This window comes from Cupriavidus sp. FW216-B1, from assembly GCF_058789195.1.
The window spans coordinates 1-19,273 of record NZ_JBYTEL010000014.1 but is presented as its reverse complement, the minus strand read 5'-3'; the positions used below and the strand labels follow the sequence as shown (position 1 = coordinate 19,273).

Here is a 19,273-nt window from a genome sequence, read left to right as displayed (position 1 = left end):
TGATAAAAGTAGCAGAGCTTACGACTCATCCAGATGACCCAGGTAACCTTGTTCACGCCGGCCAAAGTGCGCTACATCGGCGCCGTCTTGTGGCTCTTGGCTTCGCCGCGAGGGACCGCGGCGGAAGCTCCGCCTTATACCGTCCTGTTGCAGCAATCAATGGCAAGCGCCCCGGCGATGATGGCGCAGGCCGCCACCGTTCGCGCTGCCGATGCCGATGCCAATCAAGCACGCGCCTGGCTTAACCCACGGATCGATACGGTCCTGGAAAACCTCGGCGCACCGTCAAGCGACGGCACGAACCAGCGTCAGAACACCTACTCGATTACCCAGCCATTTGAGGTTGGTGGCAAGCGGGGCGCACGTATCGAAGCTGGGGACCGCAACTATGCCGCAGCGCAAGCGCGTGAGCGCCTGGCCCAAGTTGCTTACGCGGCGGAATTGGCGGTTGCCTACGCGGCTGCGGAGGCCATGGCCGGCCGGATGGCGCTGGCCACCGAAAACCTGGCACGTGCGAACGAGGAGTTCACCGCTGCGCGCGCGCTTGTGCAGGCCGGAAAGGAAGCAGCGCTGCGCAGCGCGCAAGCGCAGGCCAGTGTGGCGGCCGCTCAGGCGGCGCAGGCCGCCGCCGACAACGACGCCACGCAGGCGCTGGCGCGGCTGTCGGCCATGACTGGAGCTGCCGAACCGTACACCTCGGTGTCCAGTTCCCTGCTATTGACACAAGGCACCGTGCCGACCGCGGCACTCCCTGGACAGGAGGCCCCGACCGTCGCTGCGGCAGAGGCCGAGCGCAATGCGCTGGATGCGCAGGTCGGCGTGGAAAGAAAGCGCTGGATTCCGGATGTGGGTGTGAGTGCCGGCGTGCGTCGCTATGGATGGACGAATGCGAGTGGCTATGTCGTCGGGGTGACGGCATCGATTCCCCTGTTCGATCAAAACCGCAATGGCATCAATGCAGCCGTGGAACGCGTTGCGGCCGCGCAGGCCAGGCTCGACAACGTGCGACTGGAAGCCGCAGCGGCGCGACGATCCGCCATCTCGCAGGTCAGCGCAACGGATCGCCAGATCACCGCGGCCGAGGAGGGTGAAAGGGCGGCAGCGGAGGCCTATCGAATGGGCCGCATTGGTTATGACGCTGGCAAAACACCGCTGATGGAATTGCTTTCCGTCCGGCGCGCCTTGCTGGAGGCAAGGCAACTCACAATTGACGCGCGCCTGGCGCGCGTGCGCGCACTGGCGGCGCTTGCCCAGGCGGACGGTCGCCTGGCATTCGAGGACACCAAATGATGAAGAACAAGCGTCAGTCTGCAAACTGGCCGGTAATTGCAGGCGTGGCTGCGGTCGCAGCGTTGATGGGGTTCGGCGCCGCACGCGTGCTGCTGCCGGGGCATGGGCCCGGTCCCGACAAGGCTTCCGATGCGCAAGCCGCATCAGAAGCGGCGGCAGCCAAACCGGCAAGTCCGCGAGAGGTTCGGATTCCGATCCCCTATCTGGCGGCGGCAAACATCGTCGTGGAGCCGGTCGCCAGTGTGGCGGTGGGCTCGGAGATTCTGGCGCCCGCCTGGGTCGCGGCGGTACCGGGAGGCGAGGCTGTGATTGTGTCCCGCGCGGCAGGCACGGTGCTGCGGGTCCAACGTCGCCTTGGCGAGGGCGTGCGCGCCGGTGATGTGCTGGCCACCGTCGAAAGTCCGGAGGCTGCCGCGATGGCTTCGGAACGCCGGGTGGCACAGGCTAAGGCGGATCTCTCCCGCCGGACCTATGAGCGTGAAGCCAGTCTGTTTCATCAAGGCGTGACGCCGCGCCAGGAAATGGAATCCGCCAAAGCGGCACTGGAGGTCGCGCAGGCCGAGGCGCAGCGTGCCACAACGGTGGCCGAGGCTGCGCACCTGACAAGCGATGGCCGGGCGGTCGCGGTGGTCAGCCCCATCGCCGGCAAGATTACTGCCCAATCGGTGACGCTGGGCGCGTATGTTGCGCAGCAGACCGAGCTGTTCCGCGTGGCTGGTCTGGGCGCCGTGCAGGTCGAGGCCGCCGTCACTGCAGGGGATCTGGACCGTATTTCACCGGGTGGCCAAGCCGCGATCCTGCTTTCCAACGGATCGCCATTGGCGGCAAAGATCCAGGCCGTCACGCCAACCGTGTCGGGCAGTGCACGCGCGGCCACGGTCGTCGTGATTCCGGAGCAGCCTTCGGACCGCCTGGTGGTAGGCGAAGGTGTCCAGGTTCGCTTGCGCGCCAAGGCAAGCAACAATGGCGAGTTGTCCGTTCCCGACGATGCTGTACAGAACATTGATGGCGCCGATGCGCTATTCGTGCGCACGGAAAATGGATTCCGTGCGCAGCCCGTTCTGGTCGGTACGCGTAGTGGCGGCATGGCGCAGATTCTTTCCGGTGTGCGCGCCGGGGAGCAGGTGGCAACGCGCAATGCCTTCCTGGTGAAGGCGGAGATGAACAAGTCGAGCGGGGAAGACGAATGATTGGCAGCATCCTCAGCGGATCGGTTCGCTACCGATGGCTTGTCCTGTTCCTGACGATCGTCATCGCCGTGATCGGTGCCTGGCAGCTCAAACTGCTGCCGATCGATGTGACCCCCGATATCACGAACAAGCAGGTGCAGATCAACACGGTAGTGCCAACGCTGAGCCCCGTCGAGGTTGAGAAACGCGTGACCTATCCGATCGAGACCGCTATTGCGGGGTTGAACGGCGTCGAAAGCACACGGTCAATGTCCCGCAACGGGTTTAGCCAGGTCACTGTCATCTTCAAGGAAAGCGCGAACCTCTACTTCATGCGCCAGCAGGTATCGGAGCGACTGGTGCAGGCACGCCCCGGCCTGCCTGTAGGCGCCGAGCCGCAGATGGGTCCGGTTTCGACGGGTCTGGGCGAGGTATTCCACTACAGCGTGGAGTATCAATACCCTGACGGCCAGGGCGCACCGATCAATGACGGGGAGCCGGGCTGGCAAAGCGATGGAAATTTCTTGACCGAGCGCGGGGAACGGCTTGAAGACCGCGTGTCGAAGCTCGCATACCTGCGCACCGTGCAGGACTGGATCATTCGGCCGCAGTTGCGGACAACCGCTGGTGTGGCCGACGTGGATTCTTTGGGTGGCTATGTGAAGCAGTTCGTGGTGGAGCCTGACGCCGCAAAAATGGCCGCATATGGCATCTCATACGGCGATCTCGCCCAGGCGTTGGAGGACGCCAATCTTTCGGTGGGTGCGAACTTCATCCAGCGATCGGGTGAATCGTACCTGGTGCGTGCCGATGCGCGCATCAAGTCGGCGGACGAGATCTCGCGCGCCGTGATCGCCCATCGCCAGAACGTGCCGATCACAGTTGGGCAGGTGGCGTCCGTCAAAATTGGCGGAGAACTCCGCTCCGGTGCGGCCAGCCGCAATGGTCGGGAAACAGTGATAGGCAGCGCACTGATGCTGGTCGGCGCGAACAGCCGTACGGTGGCGCAGGATGTTGGCGACAAGCTGGAAAAAATCTCGAAGACGCTGCCACCTGGCGTAGTCATCGTTCCCACGCTTAACCGATCGCAATTGGTGACCGCCACGATCGAGACCGTCGCAAAGAATCTGGCGGAAGGCGCGTTGCTCGTGGTCTTGATCCTGTTCCTGTTGCTGGGCAACTGGCGTGCTGCCGTTATTGCTGCACTGGTGATCCCATTGTCGATGCTGGTCAGTGCTATCGGTATGAATCAGCTCGGCATCTCCGGCAACCTGATGAGCCTGGGCGCACTGGACTTCGGCTTGATTATCGATGGCGCCGTGATCGTGGTCGAGAACACGCTGCGACGCCTGGCGCAACGCCAGCATGAGGAGGGGCGACTGCTAACGCTAAGGGAGCGTTTGAACGAAGTCTTGCTGTCGTCACGGGAAATGCTCCGACCGACGATCTACGGGCAACTCGTGATTTTCCTGGTGTTCCTGCCATGCCTGACATTCCAGGGGGTGGAAGGAAAGATGTTCTCGCCGATGGTGTTGACGCTGATGCTGGCGCTGGCGTCCGCATTCGTGCTGTCACTGACGTTTGTGCCTGCCATGCTGGCCGTGCTGCTGTGCAAGGAAGTTTCCGAAAAGGAAGTGAGGGTGATCGTCGCCACCAAGCGGTGGTACCGCCCCTGGCTGGAGCGGGCGGTGGTGCGACCGATTCCGTTCGTCGGCGCTGGCTTGCTGGTGCTGGCACTGGCGGCGGTTGCGTTCGCCTTCGTCGGTCGCGAGTTCATGCCAACGCTTGACGAGCAGAACCTTAACCTGTCCTCCGTTCGCATTCCATCGACATCGATCGATCAGTCTGTGGCGATCGATCTGCCACTGGAGCGCGCCGTACTCTCGCTGCCTGAAGTCAAGACCGTGTACTCCAAGGCGGGTACCGCCAGCCTGGCAGCCGACCCCATGCCGCCCAACGCATCCGACAACTACATCATCCTCAAGCCGAAGAATGAATGGCCGGATGGGGTGACGACCAAGGAACAGGTGATCGAACGTATTCGGGAGAAGACGGCACCGATGGTGGGCAACAATTACGACGTCACCCAGCCCATTGAGATGCGCTTCAATGAACTGATCGGTGGCGTGCGCAGCGATGTCGCCGTGAAAATCTATGGCGAGAATCTCGACGACCTCGCTGCCACCGGTCAGCGCATCGCCGCCGTCTTGCGCAAGACACCGGGAGTCTCGGACGTACGCGTACCGCTGACCAGCGGGTTTCCCACCTTCGACATCGTCTTCGATCGCGCCGCCATTGCACGCTATGGGCTGACGGTGAAGGAAGTGGCCGATACCGTATCGGCAGCGATGGCGGGCAGGCCAGCAGGCCAGATATTTGATGGCGATCGGCGCTACGACATTGTCATCCGCCTGCCAGGCAACCAGCGGGAGAACCTCGATGTGCTTGGAGCGCTTCCCGTGATGCTGCCGGCTGTCACGGACCAAGCGCACGCTTCCGTACCGTTGCGGCAGCTTGTCGAGTTTCGATTTACGCAGGGCCTGAACGAAGTGAGCCGCGACAACGGAAAGCGTCGCGTGTATGTGGAAGCCAATGTGGCGGGGCGTGACCTTGGCAGCTTTGTCGATGACGCGGCTGCGCGGATCGCGCGCGACGTCAAGTTGCCGCCTGGCATGTACATCGAATGGGGTGGCCAGTTCCAGAACCTGCAAGCCGCAACCAAGCGACTAGCCATGATCGTGCCCGCGTGCTTCTTGCTGATTGCCGTGGCACTGTATATGGCGATTGGCAGCGCGATGTTGACCGCGACCGTTCTGACCGCCGTGCCGCTGGCATTGGCTGGAGGCGTGTTCGCGTTAATGCTGCGCGGTATCCCATTCTCCATTTCCGCAGCGGTGGGTTTCATCGCTGTATCCGGCGTCGCCGTCCTGAACGGTCTCGTCCTGATCTCTGCCATTCGCAAACGGCTGGAAGATCAGGCGACGCCCGACGCGGCCGTGATCGACGGCGCGATGGAGCGGGTACGACCGGTGCTCATGACTGCATTGGTGGCATCGCTGGGCTTTGTGCCCATGGCTATCGCGACGGGAACGGGTGCGGAGGTGCAGAAGCCACTGGCAACGGTCGTGATCGGTGGCTTGATCACGGCCACCGTGCTTACGCTCTTCGTCTTGCCCGCGATCTGCGGCATGGTACTGCGCCGACAGGGAGTGGCGAGTGCGGGGCGCGACGAACTAGCCGAAGCTTAGGAGGTTGCATGCTGGATGTATTGCGGAACCGAACCTATCGGCACCTGTTCGGTGCGCAGGTGATCGCGCTGATTGGCACCGGACTTGCGACGGTCGCGCTGGGTCTGCTCGCCTATGACCTGGCCGGTGCGAACGCGGGTAGCGTTCTGGGAACCGCGCTGGCGATCAAGATGGTTGCCTATGTGGGTATTGCCCCGGTAGTGGGTGCGTTCGCCAACCGGCTTCCGCGTCGCGCATTCCTCGTTGCGATGGACCTCGTGCGGGCGCTGGTGGCGATTTCTCTGCCGTTCGTGACGCAGATCTGGCAGATCTACGTCCTGATTTCTCTGTTGCAGTCTGCCTCGGCGGCATTCACGCCCACCTTTCAGGCGACCATCCCGGACGTCCTTCCTGAAGAGACTGCCTATACGAATGCCTTATCCCTGTCCCGCCTGGCGTATGACATGGAAAGTCTGGTGAGTCCGATGCTGGCCGCCGCGTTGCTCTCGGTCATCAGCTTCCACTGGCTGTTTGGCGGCACCGTCGTGGGGTTTTTGGTGTCGGCCTTGCTCGTCGTTTCTGTGCGGTTGCCGCAATCCAAGGCGATAGAACGCACGGGGAGTGTGTATACGAAGACATTCCGGGGCATGTCGATCTACCTTCGGACGCCTCGCTTGCGTGGGCTCCTGGCCTTGAACCTGGCCGCGGCCGCCGCCAGCGCGATGGTCATCGTGAACACTGTCGTCTATGTGCAAAGCAAGCTGCAGCGTCCGGCATCGGATGTCCCGTTCGCTCTGGCGGCATTTGGCTGCGGATCTATGCTTGTGGCCTTGCTGTTGCCGAGGATGCTGGCGGATCGACCTGATCGTCCAACCATGCTTGGCGGCGCCATACTCATGTCAGCCGGTCTTGCATTCGGCATCGCGCTGACCACGTTCGGACGATTCATCGAATGGCCAATGTTTCTGCTGACATGGTTTGCCATCGGCATTGGGTACTCGATGACGTTGACGCCGAGCGGTCGTCTGCTGAAGCGATCGGCTACTTCAGCCGATCGACCTGCAGTGTTCGCTGCGCAATTCTCCCTCTCGCATGCATGCTGGCTGATTGCCTATCCGCTCGCAGGGCAGATCGGGGCAAGATACGGGATGCGTGCTGCGTTTGTGGTGCTTGCGTGCGTTTCGGTTGTCGGATTTCTCGCCGCCTGGCGCGTGTGGCCTGCCGAAGACCGCGAAGCACTGGATCACGAACATCCAGAGGGCGCGCGCTTTGACGAACACCTGAGAGAGGGAGAGGCCACGGGGCCACGTCGTCATCGTCACGCATTTACCATTGACGACTATCATCCCGAATGGCCGGGCCGTTGAGGCCAACTCCCATACACGTTGCGACCAAGAAGAAGTGCAAACACTACGCGAGCGCCTGGAAGCCCACCAGGTGGTCATCTATTTTGTGACCGTCGTCATGGCGGCTGTCATGGCATCCGCCATCACCGGTCTGGAGAGCTTGGACGCAGCGATCAATCCCGCGCTGGCCTTCATGCTGTTCGTAACCTTCTTGCAGGTCCCGCTGGCTGATCTCGGGCGCGCATTCACACGCTTGCGGTTTCTCGGAGCGCTGTTGACGGCCAACTTCCTGGCAATTCCCTTGCTGGCCGCTGCCCTGCTGCAATGCCTGCCGGCGGGCCCCCTGATCCGGTTCGGCTTTCTGTTGGTCTTGCTGACTCCATGTATTGACTATGTGGTGACGTTTTCTCAGATCGGCCGCGCCGACTCTCGCTTGCTGCTGGCCGCAACGCCGGTGTTACTCATCTTCCAGATGTTGCTGCTGCCGGTGTACTTGAGCGTCTTTCTTGGATCCCATGCCCAAGCGTTGATCGATATTGGCCCATTTGTGCACGCTTTTGTCTGGCTGATCGCCGTACCTCTTGTACTTGCCGGCGTCATGCAGATAACAGCCAGATATACGCAAGCGGGGCAGCGGATAGCCGATGGGCTTGGCCTTTGTCCAGTTCCGGCCACCGCTCTGGTCCTGTTCATTGTCGTGGGTGCAGTTGTGCCACAACTCCACGCTGCTATCGGCGCGGCAGCTCGAGTTCTCCCACTCTATATCGTGTTCGCTTGCGTTGCGCCGCTGCTCGGATGGCTAGTCAGCGGCTGGTTTGGCTTGGAAGCATCTGCGAGACGCGCGGTGGCGTTCAGTACCAGCACGCGCAACTCGTTGGTCGTGTTGCCGCTCGGTCTCGCGGTACCGGGCGCGATTCCGATACTGCCAGCCATTATTGCGACCCAGACCCTGGTCGAACTCCTGAGCGAGCTCGTCTACATGCGTGTCATGCCGAAACTCTGCGGGCAGGAGAATAAGGTGTGAGACTACGATGTACGCAATCCGTCTGGTTCGATGCGAGGGGCAGGGCCGTGTGATGACCTTGCTCCCCCCAAACTGTCGTAGTGAGCGGTCTAGTCGTCGACATAGCAGATCGTCGGTCCCTTGCCACGACGTCGAGGCCGTTATCTCGCAGTGCCTCAGAATTCGGTGCAATTCAACAAACTGACGTCTTAGTGCAACAGCGCCTGTCCAATTCCGACAAGCGCGCACACGGCAACGATGACAAGCGGAGGGATCTTCCAGCGTACTAGCAGCAAGAAGCAGATCGTCGCAATCGCGAAATCCAGTTGAGACAATATGGCACTGGTCCAAACTGGTGAATAAAGGGCCGCCGCGAGCAGACCGACCACCGCTGCATTGACGCCGCTCAGCAATGCAACCATCGAGGGGCGCGCCCGAATTGCCTGCCAATACGGTAGCGCTGCAATGACGAGTAGTAGTCCTGGCAAAAAGATCCCTAGCGTTGCCAATACCGCACCCTCCCAATGATTGGGCCCCATCGTCAGCATCCAGCCAAGGAAGGCGGCGAACGTAAAGAGAGGCCCGGGAACGGCTTGAGCAGCGCCATACCCGGCAAGAAAGTCATTCGGAGAAACCCAGCCGGTCGCGACCGTTTGCTGTTGCAGCAGCGGCAGGACTACATGGCCACCTCCGAACACCAGTGCACCGGAACGATAGAACGCATCAAAGACTTGAACCGCGCCACCTTCCTTTCCGGCTAGCGCTGGCAACCCGATCAGAAGGATGCAAAATAGGACCATCGCCACTGCGCCTGTGGCACGCGAGATGCGGAACTCTCTGCCGTGCGCCTGCGGGCGGAGTGCCTCGCCTATCCCGTTGGGTTGGCACAGCAAAAGCCCGAGTATTGCTCCCAGCACGATGACGAGAAGTTGGGCATAGACAGTCGTCAAGAGACTAAGCATCGCGAGCGACACGAGCGCGATAGCGGCGCGCCGGTAGTCTGGGCATAGCCGTCTCGCCATATCCCACACAGCTTGTGCTACGACAGCAACAGCGACTAGCTTTAGACCATGTATCAGACCGGTACCCACCGGGCCGCCAAGGCTCGGCGCCATGACTGCAAAGGCGAGCAGCAACAGGATGGAGGGCAGGGTGAATCCACACCAGGCAGCAACGCCGCCGAGCCACCCGGCCCGGAGTAGCCCAATGGAGAAACCAACCTGGCTGCTTGCCGGCCCTGGCAGAAACTGGCAAAGACCGACCAGATCCGAGAAGGCCGCGTCATCAAGCCAGCGGCGGCGTTCAACGAACTCGCGCCGGAAGTATCCAATGTGTGCAATTGGGCCGCCGAATGATGTCAGCCCCAGCTTAAGAAAGACGGCAAGCACTTCACCGGCCGCACCAGGGGATACGCTGGTTGTTGTCACTTTCGATTCCATGGGAGGGGACTTTGATGTGAGTGGGCATCCGCCCATATTCCAGTTCGTTGTCCTCGAACAGCTCGCCGATTCAACAGCTATCGCGATGGTTCACGTCGGGTGCGGTGCGCATGTCACCATGCAATAGGAAAAGCGTCAAGATCGAGGCGATTCCAAGGGACGACGATATCCAGAGCGCTGTTGAGCCCAGAGAATCAAGCAGCATGCCCGCGATTGCTTGGGCAACGCGAGCAGGGACCATCAGTATGCCCTGACGATGGCCGTATCCGCCCGGTCCAAAGATGACCAGCGGCAGCGTGCCCTTGGCAATGGTGAGAATGCCGTTTCCCGCACCGTGCAGGACGCCAAACAAGACTGCCGCAGGTGCGCCTATTAGGCCAAATGCCAGCGCGCCAGTGGGGTGCAGCGTGGCGGCGATACGCGCGGACAGCAGGGGGTGAACCTTGCGCAGCAGACCGAACTCAAGCATCCGGGCGCCGACTTGCGCCGGGCCGAGCAGCGCTCCGACCATCACGGCCGTGGCCAGCGACGCGCCCCCCGCCTGCAGCAGGCGGGGCAGGTGAGCTGTCATGGCCGTGCTGATGAACCATGTCGCCGCGAAAACGAAAGCCAGTGCATAAGATGCCCTTCGTTGCGAATGCTCATCGGCTGGGTGCGTCAGATCGGCTCCCGTGAGCGACGTAGCCTTGCTGGATGCAGTTGCCTTGGCAGCCACCTGTGGCATGCTCAGGTTCAGGGCCAGCCCTAGTGTGAGATGCAGCGCCGCCCAGGACAGGCAGGCGCCACGCCACCCGATGTGCGCCTCCATGAAGGTGGAGAGGGGCCAGCCGACCGTGCTGGCAAAACCGGCGATCAAGGTGATCCCGGTGATCGCGCCACGCGAACGGTTGCCGTACAGCGCGACCAGCGTGGCGAACGCGGCTTCGTAGAGCCCCGCGCCCATGCCGATGCCGAGAATCACCCAGGCCGCGAAGAGGCCCACGGCTCCCTGCGCCAGGCCAAGCCCGGCGAGTCCGATGGCGAACACCAGGCTCGTGGCCACGAGCACCGATCGGCCGCCGGTCCGGTCGAGGCCGCCGGTCCGGTCGATCAGCCGGCCAGCCGTGGGGCCCAGCAATGCCGACACCACCAGGGCAACGCTGAATGCGGCAAAGATCGTTGGCGTCGACACGCCGAGATCCTTTGCCATCGGTGTTGCCAGCATGGCCGGCAGATAGTACGTCGAACCCCACGCCACCGTCTGGGCGACTCCCAGCCTGGCGATCACGCTGTTGCTTGGCTCCATGGCCGGTCCGTTCCCTGTTATTCCACTTCGCCGCTATCGGTGTCGCTGGTCTGCGCGTCGTTCTCGTGATGCATGGCTGCCGCCGCGAGCGTCGTCGCGTGGGCGGGCGCGGCTTCCTTGCGCTCGCTGTAGCGGTCGGTCAGGTAGTCGCTGCGGTCGCGCACCAGCAGGGTGAACTTGTAGAGTTCTTCCATGACGTCGACGACGCGATCGTAGTAGGACGACGGCTTCATGCGGCCGTTGGCATCGAACTCCTGATATGCCTTGGCCACTGACGACTGGTTCGGAATGGTGACCATGCGCATCCAGCGCCCCAGCACGCGCAGCGCGTTGACGGCGTTGAACGACTGCGAGCCGCCGCACACCTGCATCACAGCCAGCGTGCGACCCTGCGTCGGGCGAATGCCGCCCATCTCCAGCGGCAGCCAGTCGATCTGGTTCTTGAAGACGGCTGTCAGCGTGCCGTGACGCTCGGGGCTGCACCAGACCTGGCCTTCCGACCACTCGGAGAGCTTGCGCAACTCGACCACCTTCGGATAATCCGCAGGGACGCTGTCCGCCATCGGCAGGTCGCGCGGATCGAACACGCGGGTCTCCGCGCCGAAGTGCTGCAGAATCCGTTCGGCTTCCTGCGCCAGCAACCGGCTGTAGGAGATCTCGCGCAGTGAGCCGTACAGCAGCAGGATGCGTGGCGGGTGGGTGCTGACGCGAGCGGGCTCGAGCTTGTAGAGGTCGGGCGTATCGAGCACCACGGGGACGATGTTGGGCAGATCCGTGGTCACGGGATCCTCCGGCCTTGCGCGTCGATCACGGCCTCGCCGTCTTCCTTGGTGAACGCGCCTTGCTGCGGCGCCGGCAGGATATCCAGGACGACTTCCGACGGCCTGCACAACCGCACGCCCAACTTGGTGACGACGAAGGGGCGGTTGATCAGGATCGGGTGGGTCAGCATTGCGTCCAGCAACTGGTCATCGGTCAGTGCTGGATCGCCCAGGCCAAGCTCGGCGTAGGGCGTGTCCTTCTCCCGAATCGCTTCCCGCACGGTGAGCCTGGCGTCGCGGATCATTGCCTGCAAGGTCTGCCGGTCGGGTGGCGTGTTCAGGTACTCGACAACGGTCGGCTCGATCCCCGCATTGCGAATTATGGCCAGCGTGTTGCGCGACGTGCCGCAAGCGGGGTTGTGATAGATGGTGACGGTCATGGGGGTGCCTCAGTGCGATTCGTACCAGTGCTGCGAACGGTTGACCACGCCAACGACGAACAGCATCACGGGGACTTCGATCAGCACGCCGACGACGGTGGCCAATGCCGCGCCGGACTGAAAGCCGAACAGGCTGATGGCGGTGGCCACGGCCAGTTCGAAGAAGTTGCTCGCGCCAATGAGCGCCGAGGGCCCGGCCACGCAGTGGGCGACGCCGAGCTTGCGGTTGAGCAGGTAGGCCAGGCCGGAGTTCAGCAGGACCTGGATCAGGATCGGCACGGCCAAGAGCAGGATGATCAGCGGCTGCTGCACGATGGCGTTGCCCTGGAAGCCGAACAGCAGCACGAGCGTTGCAAGCAATGCGGTGATCGAGTAGGGGCCGAGGGCATCGACGACGCGTTTGTAGGTGGCTTCGCCGCGTGCCAGCAATGCCCTGCGGATACCCTGCGCGATCAGCACGGGCACGATGATGTAGAGCGCGACTGACGTGATGAGCGTGTCCCATGGAACGGTGATCGACGACAGGCCCAGCAGCAGCGCGACGACCGGCGCAAAGGCCACGATCATGATGGCGTCGTTGAGCGCCACCTGCGACAGCGTGAAATACGGATCGCCTTTGCAGAGCTGCGACCAGACGAAGACCATCGCCGTACAAGGCGCCGCCGCCAGCAGGATCAGGCCGGCGATATAGCTATCGAGTTGATCTGCTGGCAGCCACCCCGCGAACAGATGGCGCACGAAGATCCAGCCCAGCAGCGCCATCGAGAACGGTTTGACCAGCCAGTTCACGAAGAGCGTGACGCCGATGCCGCGCCAGTGTCCCGCGACTTGGCCCATGGAGCCGAAATCGATCTTGATCAGCATCGGAATGATCATGACCCAGATCAGCACGCCGACGGGCAGGTTCACCTGCGCGAATTCCATCGCACCAATGGCATGAAAGACCGGTGGCAGCCATTGGCCGAGCAGGATGCCGGCCACGATGCACAGCGTCACCCAGACAGTCAGATAGCGCTCGAAGAAGCCAATGGCGCTGGGCTGTGCCGCTGCGGCGGACTGTTGCGCCGTGCTCACTGCCCGGCCTCCAAAGGCTGTTCGCCGATGGCGCGCATCTCCTTCTGAATGGCATTGCGGTCCAGGATGTGCGGCGGCAGGTTCACGAACTGGCTCACGCGATTCAGGATCTGACGGAAGACCTGGTCGAACACCTTGCGCTTCTCATCGTCGGATCCCTGGATGGCGGCCGGGTCCATGAAGCCCCAGTGTGCCGTGATGGGCGTGCCTGGCCAGATCGGGCAGACCTCGCCTGCGGCCTGGTCGCAGACCGTAATGACGAAGTCCATGTTGGGCGCTCCGGGCAGGGCGAACTCGTCCCAGCTCTTGCTGCGCAGGCCTGAGGTGTCGTAGCCAATCGACTGGCAGCGCTCGATGGCGAAGGGGTTCACCGTACCGGACGGATGGCTGCCGGCGCTGTAGGCGTGGAAGCGTCTCTTGCCGAGTACATTGAACAACGCCTCGGCCATCACGCTGCGGGCGGAGTTACCAGTGCACAGCACCAGCACATTGAAAGTCTTGTCGGACATGATCGTAGGGGCGAACGAGTGCCTCCTCGTGCGAGGATTCGTAGAGGAGGCGTCTTAGGGAAAGTTCAGCAGCAGCCGGAGTCCGGCGTGCAGCGGGCGGTCTTGGCAGGTTGCGTCGGCGCGGCGTTCAATTGGACAGGCACGCAGCACGCAGCGGCTTCAGCGCGACGATCGCGCGATTCGCCATAGGTTGGCGCGTTGCCAAGCGTGTGGAACGATTCCCAGGCGATACCCGTCGGATCCACAGACCAATGCTTGTTCGAGGTCGCGTAGCAGCAGTTCGTCGCGGACTGGGACTGCATCGGCAAGTCGGCGTTGGCCAGTCGAGCCTGAATCTCGGCAAGCTCCCCATCCGTCTCCGCCTGGATGCCCAGATGGTCGACGCCCAGCTTCTCCGTGCGATTGGAGATGGCGAAGTTCACGCGCGGATCGTCCAGCGACCACTTGGCATAATCGTCCCGGACGACGGTCGGCTCTGCAGCGAAGAGGGCCGAGTAGTAGCGGATGCTGGCCGACAGGTCGGCCACGCTGACGTGGACGTGGACGTGGACGTGGAAGCGCTTCATGATCACGACTCCGTGGTGACGGAACAGCGGGAAACCGGCGAGCACGGATTGCCGCCGCAGCAGTTCTCCGTGAGATAGCCCAGCAGGTCATTCATGGTCTGGAAGCGGGCCATGTAGATAATCGACCGGCCTTCCTGGCAGCTGGCCAGCAGGCCGGCGCGATGCAGTTCCTTGAGGTGGAACGACAGTGAGGACGCCGGCATCTCCATCAGTTCGGCAATGCGGCCAGCCGGCAGGCCTTCGAGGCCGGCCTGCACGAGCAGGCGGAAGACGGCCAGGCGGACGGCGTGGGCCAGCGCGGCAAGCGCTTCGAGGGCGTTATCTGTTTCCATGATTCGAATATAGTCGAAATATGGAATTTGCGCAACGGGCCCTGGAAAATTTATATCCGACACCGTTCGTGGTCGGGTCGAACGACTGGAGTCAGAAGCTAATCGGCCATTGGACCAAGGGGGAAAGACCGGCAGCTAATGGCCGGCAAGCGCCTGATCGACACGGAGCTCCGCTACGCTTCGCCAACGGGCAGGAGCCGCCTGCCGCCTATTGCGGCGTGGCGGTACCGAAACCAAGTTTCGCTGACCAATATCGGGCTAATTGTCATGCGCCACTCTCACGCTGCTGGGGCACCGCCTCCAGTAGCGAATCCTGGTACAGATGGATTGGGAAACTCAAGATACCTCGGAAGTTCACGTGTGCGAAGTGTGCTGGCCCCATGCGACGCAGCCAGTCATCGTCGACGCGTTGCCCCTTGCGGCGCCAGGTGTTGACCGCGGCTTGCATGCGCTGGGTATTCCAGGCAATCACCAGATTTGTCAGCAGCGTCAGTGATCCGGAAATTGCGATCATTTCATCTTGCCGGCGCCCGCGATCATGCGCCACCTTACCGGAATAGATGGCTCGCTGGAGTTGATGGACCGACTCACCTCGGTTGAGCAGTGTGCGCAGCTCCCGCCGAAACACGGCATTGCTGAAGAAGTCGCACAAGAATAGCGTGCGCAGCATCTTGCCCAAATGATCGCCGGCCCGATGGATGGGGTCGCCGTGGGCAGCGCTGCCGAACCGCTGCAGCGCGACGACGGCACTAACCCGGCCCGAATAGATCGAAGCCACCAGGCGGAGAAGCCCATCCCAGCCATCACGAATCGCCTTGAGCGAGATCTCGTGAGACACGGCGGCCGACAGTCCATCAGCCACCTTCAGGCCGCGTGATAAATACAGCTTGCGCTCTGACAGGTTGCGCAGCCAGGGGCATAGGTCAAAGCCCAGCAGCTTGGCCACTGTCATTCCCACATTTGTATATCCGTGGGTGTCGACCGCGAGCCTGAGCAACCCGCCGTCGGCGCGGGTTTCGTTATGGCGTATGACGCCTTCGATCGCCACTCCGGTCTGGCGCTCGTTGAGCACCATGGGCTGACTGTAGGCTATGCCGTGCTGTCCAATACGTGTGTATAGATTCCGACGGCATGGGTGCGCCGACGAGGATCGGCACGCACATAGAACAGGTGCGGGGAGGTATCCAGGCTCATTGAATCGCTTGACGCCTGTCGACCTGTTCCCCACAGCTCAGTGATCGGGTGCGCGCGCTGGAATTCCACCACACGTTCATTTGCTCTACGCAGCCGCCCAGGCATCTCAAGCGCGCGCATTGCCGTTGAGACATGGGCCGCGTCGAGTTGCGGAATCATGGCCGCGATACCCTTGGCATCCAGTTCGGTGCCGTGGGCAATCAGCGCGGCATAGAGCGAAATCAGCTCGTGCGCGTCCCTGGCCTTGCGCGCCAGCAGCACTTCACTGAAATTGGTAAGGGCATCCATCTCAAGAATCATGTCGGCAAACTGTGCGTTTCCAATGTCCTTGAATAGCAGATCTCGGGGATGTGTAGGTCTGCCGTCGGTCTCCGTTGCTTCGAGCGGCGACAGATGTAGAACACCATTTGTGTCGATCATGAAATGACCGGCCTCACGAGCCTCATCCAATGCCGCGAGGCCTGCCTTCAGATGATCCGTGAGACGGTTGAGGGAGATGTCAGCCTGGGTCGGCAAGTCGAGCGAAGACAAATATCGGTCCCGCTCGGATTCCCACTGTGTCGGCGGGATCAGCAGTTGATCGCGCTCCCGAAACGACAGGCTGTGGCTGATCCACACCGTGCCGCGGCGCAGGCCTTTGCGCAAGCCCGTAATCGCGCAGGCTTCCATTGCGCGCAACGCGCGCTTGCGGTCTTTGCCGTCGACCAGGTCGCGCCAACTCGCGCTCACCGGCACATTGCAATCGGGCGGCAGTTCCATTGCGCCTTGGTCGTGCAGGCTGCTGATGAGCTCAAGCTGCCTGATGGCCGGATTGTTGCTCGTGCTGGCAATCTCCAATTCCAGCAGCGGCGCCAAGAGGTTGCGGATACGGTGGTGGTCATCCGTAAGCGCTTCGCGCACGCCGGCAGCATGGCTCGCCGGGGGCTTGGGCGGCAAGTCTACTAGCAGGTTGCCGATGTCTGCCAGTCGCTCCTCGGCCGTGCGACTGGTATCGTCAACCAGTCCCTTGATCTCAACCAGTTGCTGCCGGTATTCGACCGCCGAACGGGCTTGTTTCGTTGTGGTCTTGTTATAAGCCTGCCGGACAAAATCGGACACGCGTCGCCCGGTCTGGTAGAGCATCGCGTCCGTCAGTTCAAGCAGAGTGAAGCGTAGAAAGAAGACCAGCTCGATCGTGCGCGTGGGTGTCTTCAGTTCGCGGACTTTTGCGGGACGGCGAGCCTGGATACGCTGACCATAGGCACGTTGTTTCTCGATCGGAATAGCATCGAACGCCCAGGTATGCGCTCCGAGATCCTTCAGGAAGCGGATCTTGGCCAGCGTCTCGCTCATGGTCGATGGGCTGTGTCGCGCCGGCGGGGTCTTAAGCCACTCCAGTGCGTACACTCCCGATGTCGCATGCGGGGCGAACACGGCAGATTCGGCTCGTGCTAACTGCGCCATTGGGACGACCCTCTCAATCGTGGCCAGCAAGTCACGCTCGATGCCAGCCCAGATTGAACGCGCTAGGCCCTGCAGCGCCCGCATTGACGGGATCAGAATCCGTCGCTCGTACAGCCAGAAATGGGCGTGCTGAAGCAACTCGTCAAGCGACAGGGATTCGGCGGCATCCTGTCGCATCCAGGCGGCGAGGCCACTCCACTGATCCTCATCGAGTCGCGTCAGCCCCAGATATCCACATGCCCAGACTTGATGCTCGTGGAGCGTCTTGTAGCGGTGATAGATCGTGCGCAGCGAAGCAATGGTTGGGGTCGCCACACCGAGCTTCTCGCCGACGTGGCGCAGCAACTGTCGGGGAATTGTGTTGAGCTGGTCGAGGGTGTGGCCACTTGCACGCAGAAAGACCAGTTGGATGGCGGCGCCGGCGCGCCCGTCAGGTCAAAATTTCTGGTTGATCGCAGCGAGGTCACTGGCGGTCAGCGCAAAATAGTGCTCGACGTCAAACTCCGACAAGCGTGTGGGCAAGCTGCTCTTTCCCACATAGCGAAATTCCAAGCCCGGCATCTTCCGCCCCCATGCAGGTGACGCGATCCGAAATCGCGGGCGAACATGGTACTCCCAAAGTCACCCGAGGGCAGCAGACAATTGTCGCGAGCGACCGGGGCACCTTATAAACAAAGGCCTTGCGCGGAAACCGCCAGATTTTGCACAGAAAGTACGATTACCCCGAGGAGGGAGGGCTGCGGAACTCGCATGGGCGGGCACTGGAGATGGAAGGTGAGCTTCCAATCTACAGACCTCGCCCGCGAGTCAAGGGCGCAGGGCGGCCGCCCGGCGCCAGTCAGTCCTTGTTTGCCTATTTTTTCCCGCGGGCCCGAGTCGGGGCGGTGGCATCGGCCGTTTCCTCGCTTCGGCCCGATTCGCCGACCGCGGGATCTTTCCGTGGTTTGACTGCTTCACGGAGCGCTTTCAGCTCTGCTTGGGCTGCAGCCGCGCTACCCACAGCGGAGGTCAGTTGTTCCCGAGTGGCCTGGTGCGCCGTGTGCGCGGCCACCAAATCCGAATGGGCCTGCTCTTCCCGCTTTTCAACGGTGGCCAGCCTGGCCTCAGCCTGGGTCTGCGCCGCAACCGCGGCCGCGCGCTGGGCCTCCGCGACCGCAGCCGCCTGCAGCGCGTCCGCAACGGCAGTCGCGGCCGTCTTGTCCGCCTCCACGCGCGCGGTTTGTTCGGCTGCCAGCAAGGCGCGAACCTCCAAGATCTCGGCTTCGAGACGAGGCACTGCCTCAACGCGAAGTTCGGCCTGCACGAGGTGCCGTCGGACGGATGCGAGCTCATTCCGCTCCCGCTCAAGCTCTTGGTTCAGCCGCGCCATCTCCGCCAACTGCTCCTCGCCCTTGCCAGCGAGGACATCGCGCTCTTTGGCCACCTGCAACAGTTGCTCAGCCAGGGCGTCGCGCTCGGCTTCCAAGGCCTCGCCGTTGGCGCTGAAGACCGCCAACTCCTTCATGAGGGTCGGCAGGGATTCATGTAAAAAACCGCAGAAACAGGCTTAAGTCCCTGTCACAGTTGGGTTTTTATCATTCCTCTGTGTCATTTTTTCTGCCCCTTCAACAGGGTCTTTCGCGGACGCATCAGGACTGGGCACCGTAGCGCTGAAACGCTCCAGCATGCTGCCGGTGGTGCGCAGTTCCAGCAGCAAGGTGTACCAGCTGGTGCCAGCCCGGGCCAGGGCGTCGTCGGAATCCCAGCGGCCGATGCACTGAAATCCCAAGCGCTCGAACAGCAGCTGGATCTCTTCGGCGGTGTAGCCCTGGAACAGCCGACCACTGGTATCGCGCTGCTCCACCAGGTTGTCTCCACGGGTCAGTGGCAGGGACAGCAGCAGGCGGCCGTGCGGGTTGAGCAGCGCACGGATGGCCAGCGCAGCATCGAACAGTTGGTGGTCTGGAACGTGCATCAGGACTGCGCTGCAGAGGATCCCATCGAACTTGCCATCAAAGGGCATGCCCAGCTCGGGCAGCGCTGCGCTAGCAAGCCGGTTTTCAAGCTCGGGGTGGGCGACCTTGGCCGCCGCGCGCAGACCGTCCGTGGGCTCCACGCCGTAGGCTTCGTAGCCGCTCTGGTAATGCCCCCGTTTTCCACAGTCGGCAGAAGTAGAAACTAAGCGGCCATGGCCAGCCGCTGCTTCGGGGTAAAGC

General features: G+C 62.3%; 15 protein-coding genes and 1 pseudogene. 5 read left to right on the top strand and 11 right to left on the bottom strand.

Features of this window, described 5'->3' with window-relative positions:
* Window positions 1-33 precede the first annotated feature (33 nt).
* From AC3WXD_RS24250 to AC3WXD_RS24230, 5 genes are read left to right on the top strand one after another with little or no spacing between them, the layout of a single operon-like run.
* Window positions 34-1,290 (top strand): TolC family protein, encoded by a 1,257-nt coding sequence (locus tag AC3WXD_RS24250; RefSeq protein ID WP_059414357.1) that lies wholly within the window; start codon window positions 34-36, stop codon window positions 1,288-1,290.
* Window positions 1,287-2,480 (top strand): efflux RND transporter periplasmic adaptor subunit, encoded by a 1,194-nt coding sequence (locus AC3WXD_RS24245; RefSeq protein WP_082079988.1) that lies wholly within the window; start codon window positions 1,287-1,289, stop codon window positions 2,478-2,480. The genes AC3WXD_RS24250 and AC3WXD_RS24245 overlap by 4 nt, the downstream gene beginning before the upstream one ends.
* Complete coding sequence (locus tag AC3WXD_RS24240) at window positions 2,477-5,707, top strand: CusA/CzcA family heavy metal efflux RND transporter (protein ID WP_059414355.1); 3,231 nt, start codon at window positions 2,477-2,479, stop codon at window positions 5,705-5,707. Before AC3WXD_RS24245 ends, AC3WXD_RS24240 begins: the two co-directional genes overlap by 4 nt.
* Before the next feature lie 8 nt (window positions 5,708-5,715).
* Window positions 5,716-7,053, top strand: coding sequence for an MFS transporter (locus AC3WXD_RS24235; protein WP_059414353.1), 1,338 nt, complete (start codon window positions 5,716-5,718; stop codon window positions 7,051-7,053).
* 34 nt (window positions 7,054-7,087) lie between these two features.
* Complete coding sequence (locus tag AC3WXD_RS24230) at window positions 7,088-8,056, top strand: arsenic resistance protein (protein WP_059414352.1); 969 nt, start codon at window positions 7,088-7,090, stop codon at window positions 8,054-8,056.
* 188 nt (window positions 8,057-8,244) lie between these two features.
* Here AC3WXD_RS24230 and chrA read toward each other — a convergent pair whose 3' ends face one another.
* The 11 genes and pseudogenes from chrA to AC3WXD_RS24175 all read right to left on the bottom strand — a co-directional run.
* Window positions 8,245-9,474, bottom strand: coding sequence for a chromate efflux transporter (chrA, locus tag AC3WXD_RS24225; protein WP_059414350.1), 1,230 nt, complete (start codon window positions 9,472-9,474; stop codon window positions 8,245-8,247).
* 70 nt (window positions 9,475-9,544) lie between these two features.
* The gene (locus AC3WXD_RS24220) at window positions 9,545-10,759 is read right to left on the bottom strand and encodes an MFS transporter (protein WP_059414348.1); all 1,215 of its coding nucleotides are present in this window, start codon (window positions 10,757-10,759) and stop codon (window positions 9,545-9,547) included.
* Between the two features lie 17 nt (window positions 10,760-10,776).
* Window positions 10,777-11,541, bottom strand: a complete 765-nt coding sequence (arsH, locus tag AC3WXD_RS24215) for an arsenical resistance protein ArsH (protein ID WP_059414346.1) — start codon at window positions 11,539-11,541, stop codon at window positions 10,777-10,779.
* Window positions 11,538-11,960: an arsenate reductase (glutaredoxin) gene (gene arsC / locus AC3WXD_RS24210; RefSeq protein WP_059414344.1), complete on the bottom strand. Its 423-nt coding sequence runs from the start codon at window positions 11,958-11,960 to the stop codon at window positions 11,538-11,540. Before arsC ends, arsH begins: the two co-directional genes overlap by 4 nt.
* Window positions 11,961-11,969: 9 nt before the next feature.
* Window positions 11,970-13,034, bottom strand: a complete 1,065-nt coding sequence (arsB, locus tag AC3WXD_RS24205; protein ID WP_059414342.1) for an ACR3 family arsenite efflux transporter — start codon at window positions 13,032-13,034, stop codon at window positions 11,970-11,972.
* A complete protein-coding gene (locus tag AC3WXD_RS24200; protein ID WP_059414340.1) occupies window positions 13,031-13,543 on the bottom strand; it encodes an arsenate reductase ArsC in 513 nt (170 codons plus the stop codon). Before AC3WXD_RS24200 ends, arsB begins: the two co-directional genes overlap by 4 nt.
* 65 nt (window positions 13,544-13,608) lie before the next feature.
* Window positions 13,609-14,109 (bottom strand): ArsI/CadI family heavy metal resistance metalloenzyme, encoded by a 501-nt coding sequence (locus AC3WXD_RS24195; protein WP_059414338.1) that lies wholly within the window; start codon window positions 14,107-14,109, stop codon window positions 13,609-13,611.
* A gap of 2 nt (window positions 14,110-14,111) precedes the next feature.
* The gene (locus tag AC3WXD_RS24190) at window positions 14,112-14,441 is read right to left on the bottom strand and encodes an ArsR/SmtB family transcription factor (RefSeq protein ID WP_059414336.1); all 330 of its coding nucleotides are present in this window, start codon (window positions 14,439-14,441) and stop codon (window positions 14,112-14,114) included.
* Window positions 14,442-14,706: 265 nt separating this feature from the next.
* Window positions 14,707-17,639 (bottom strand): annotated as a pseudogene (locus tag AC3WXD_RS24185) (Tn3 family transposase).
* A 292-nt stretch (window positions 17,640-17,931) separates the two neighbouring features.
* Window positions 17,932-18,582 (bottom strand): DNA-binding protein, encoded by a 651-nt coding sequence (locus tag AC3WXD_RS24180; protein WP_492324868.1) that lies wholly within the window; start codon window positions 18,580-18,582, stop codon window positions 17,932-17,934.
* A gap of 42 nt (window positions 18,583-18,624) precedes the next feature.
* Window positions 18,625-19,273, bottom strand: a 649-nt coding sequence (locus AC3WXD_RS24175) for a class I SAM-dependent methyltransferase (RefSeq protein WP_492324867.1), incomplete at its 5' end; no start/stop codon positions are given.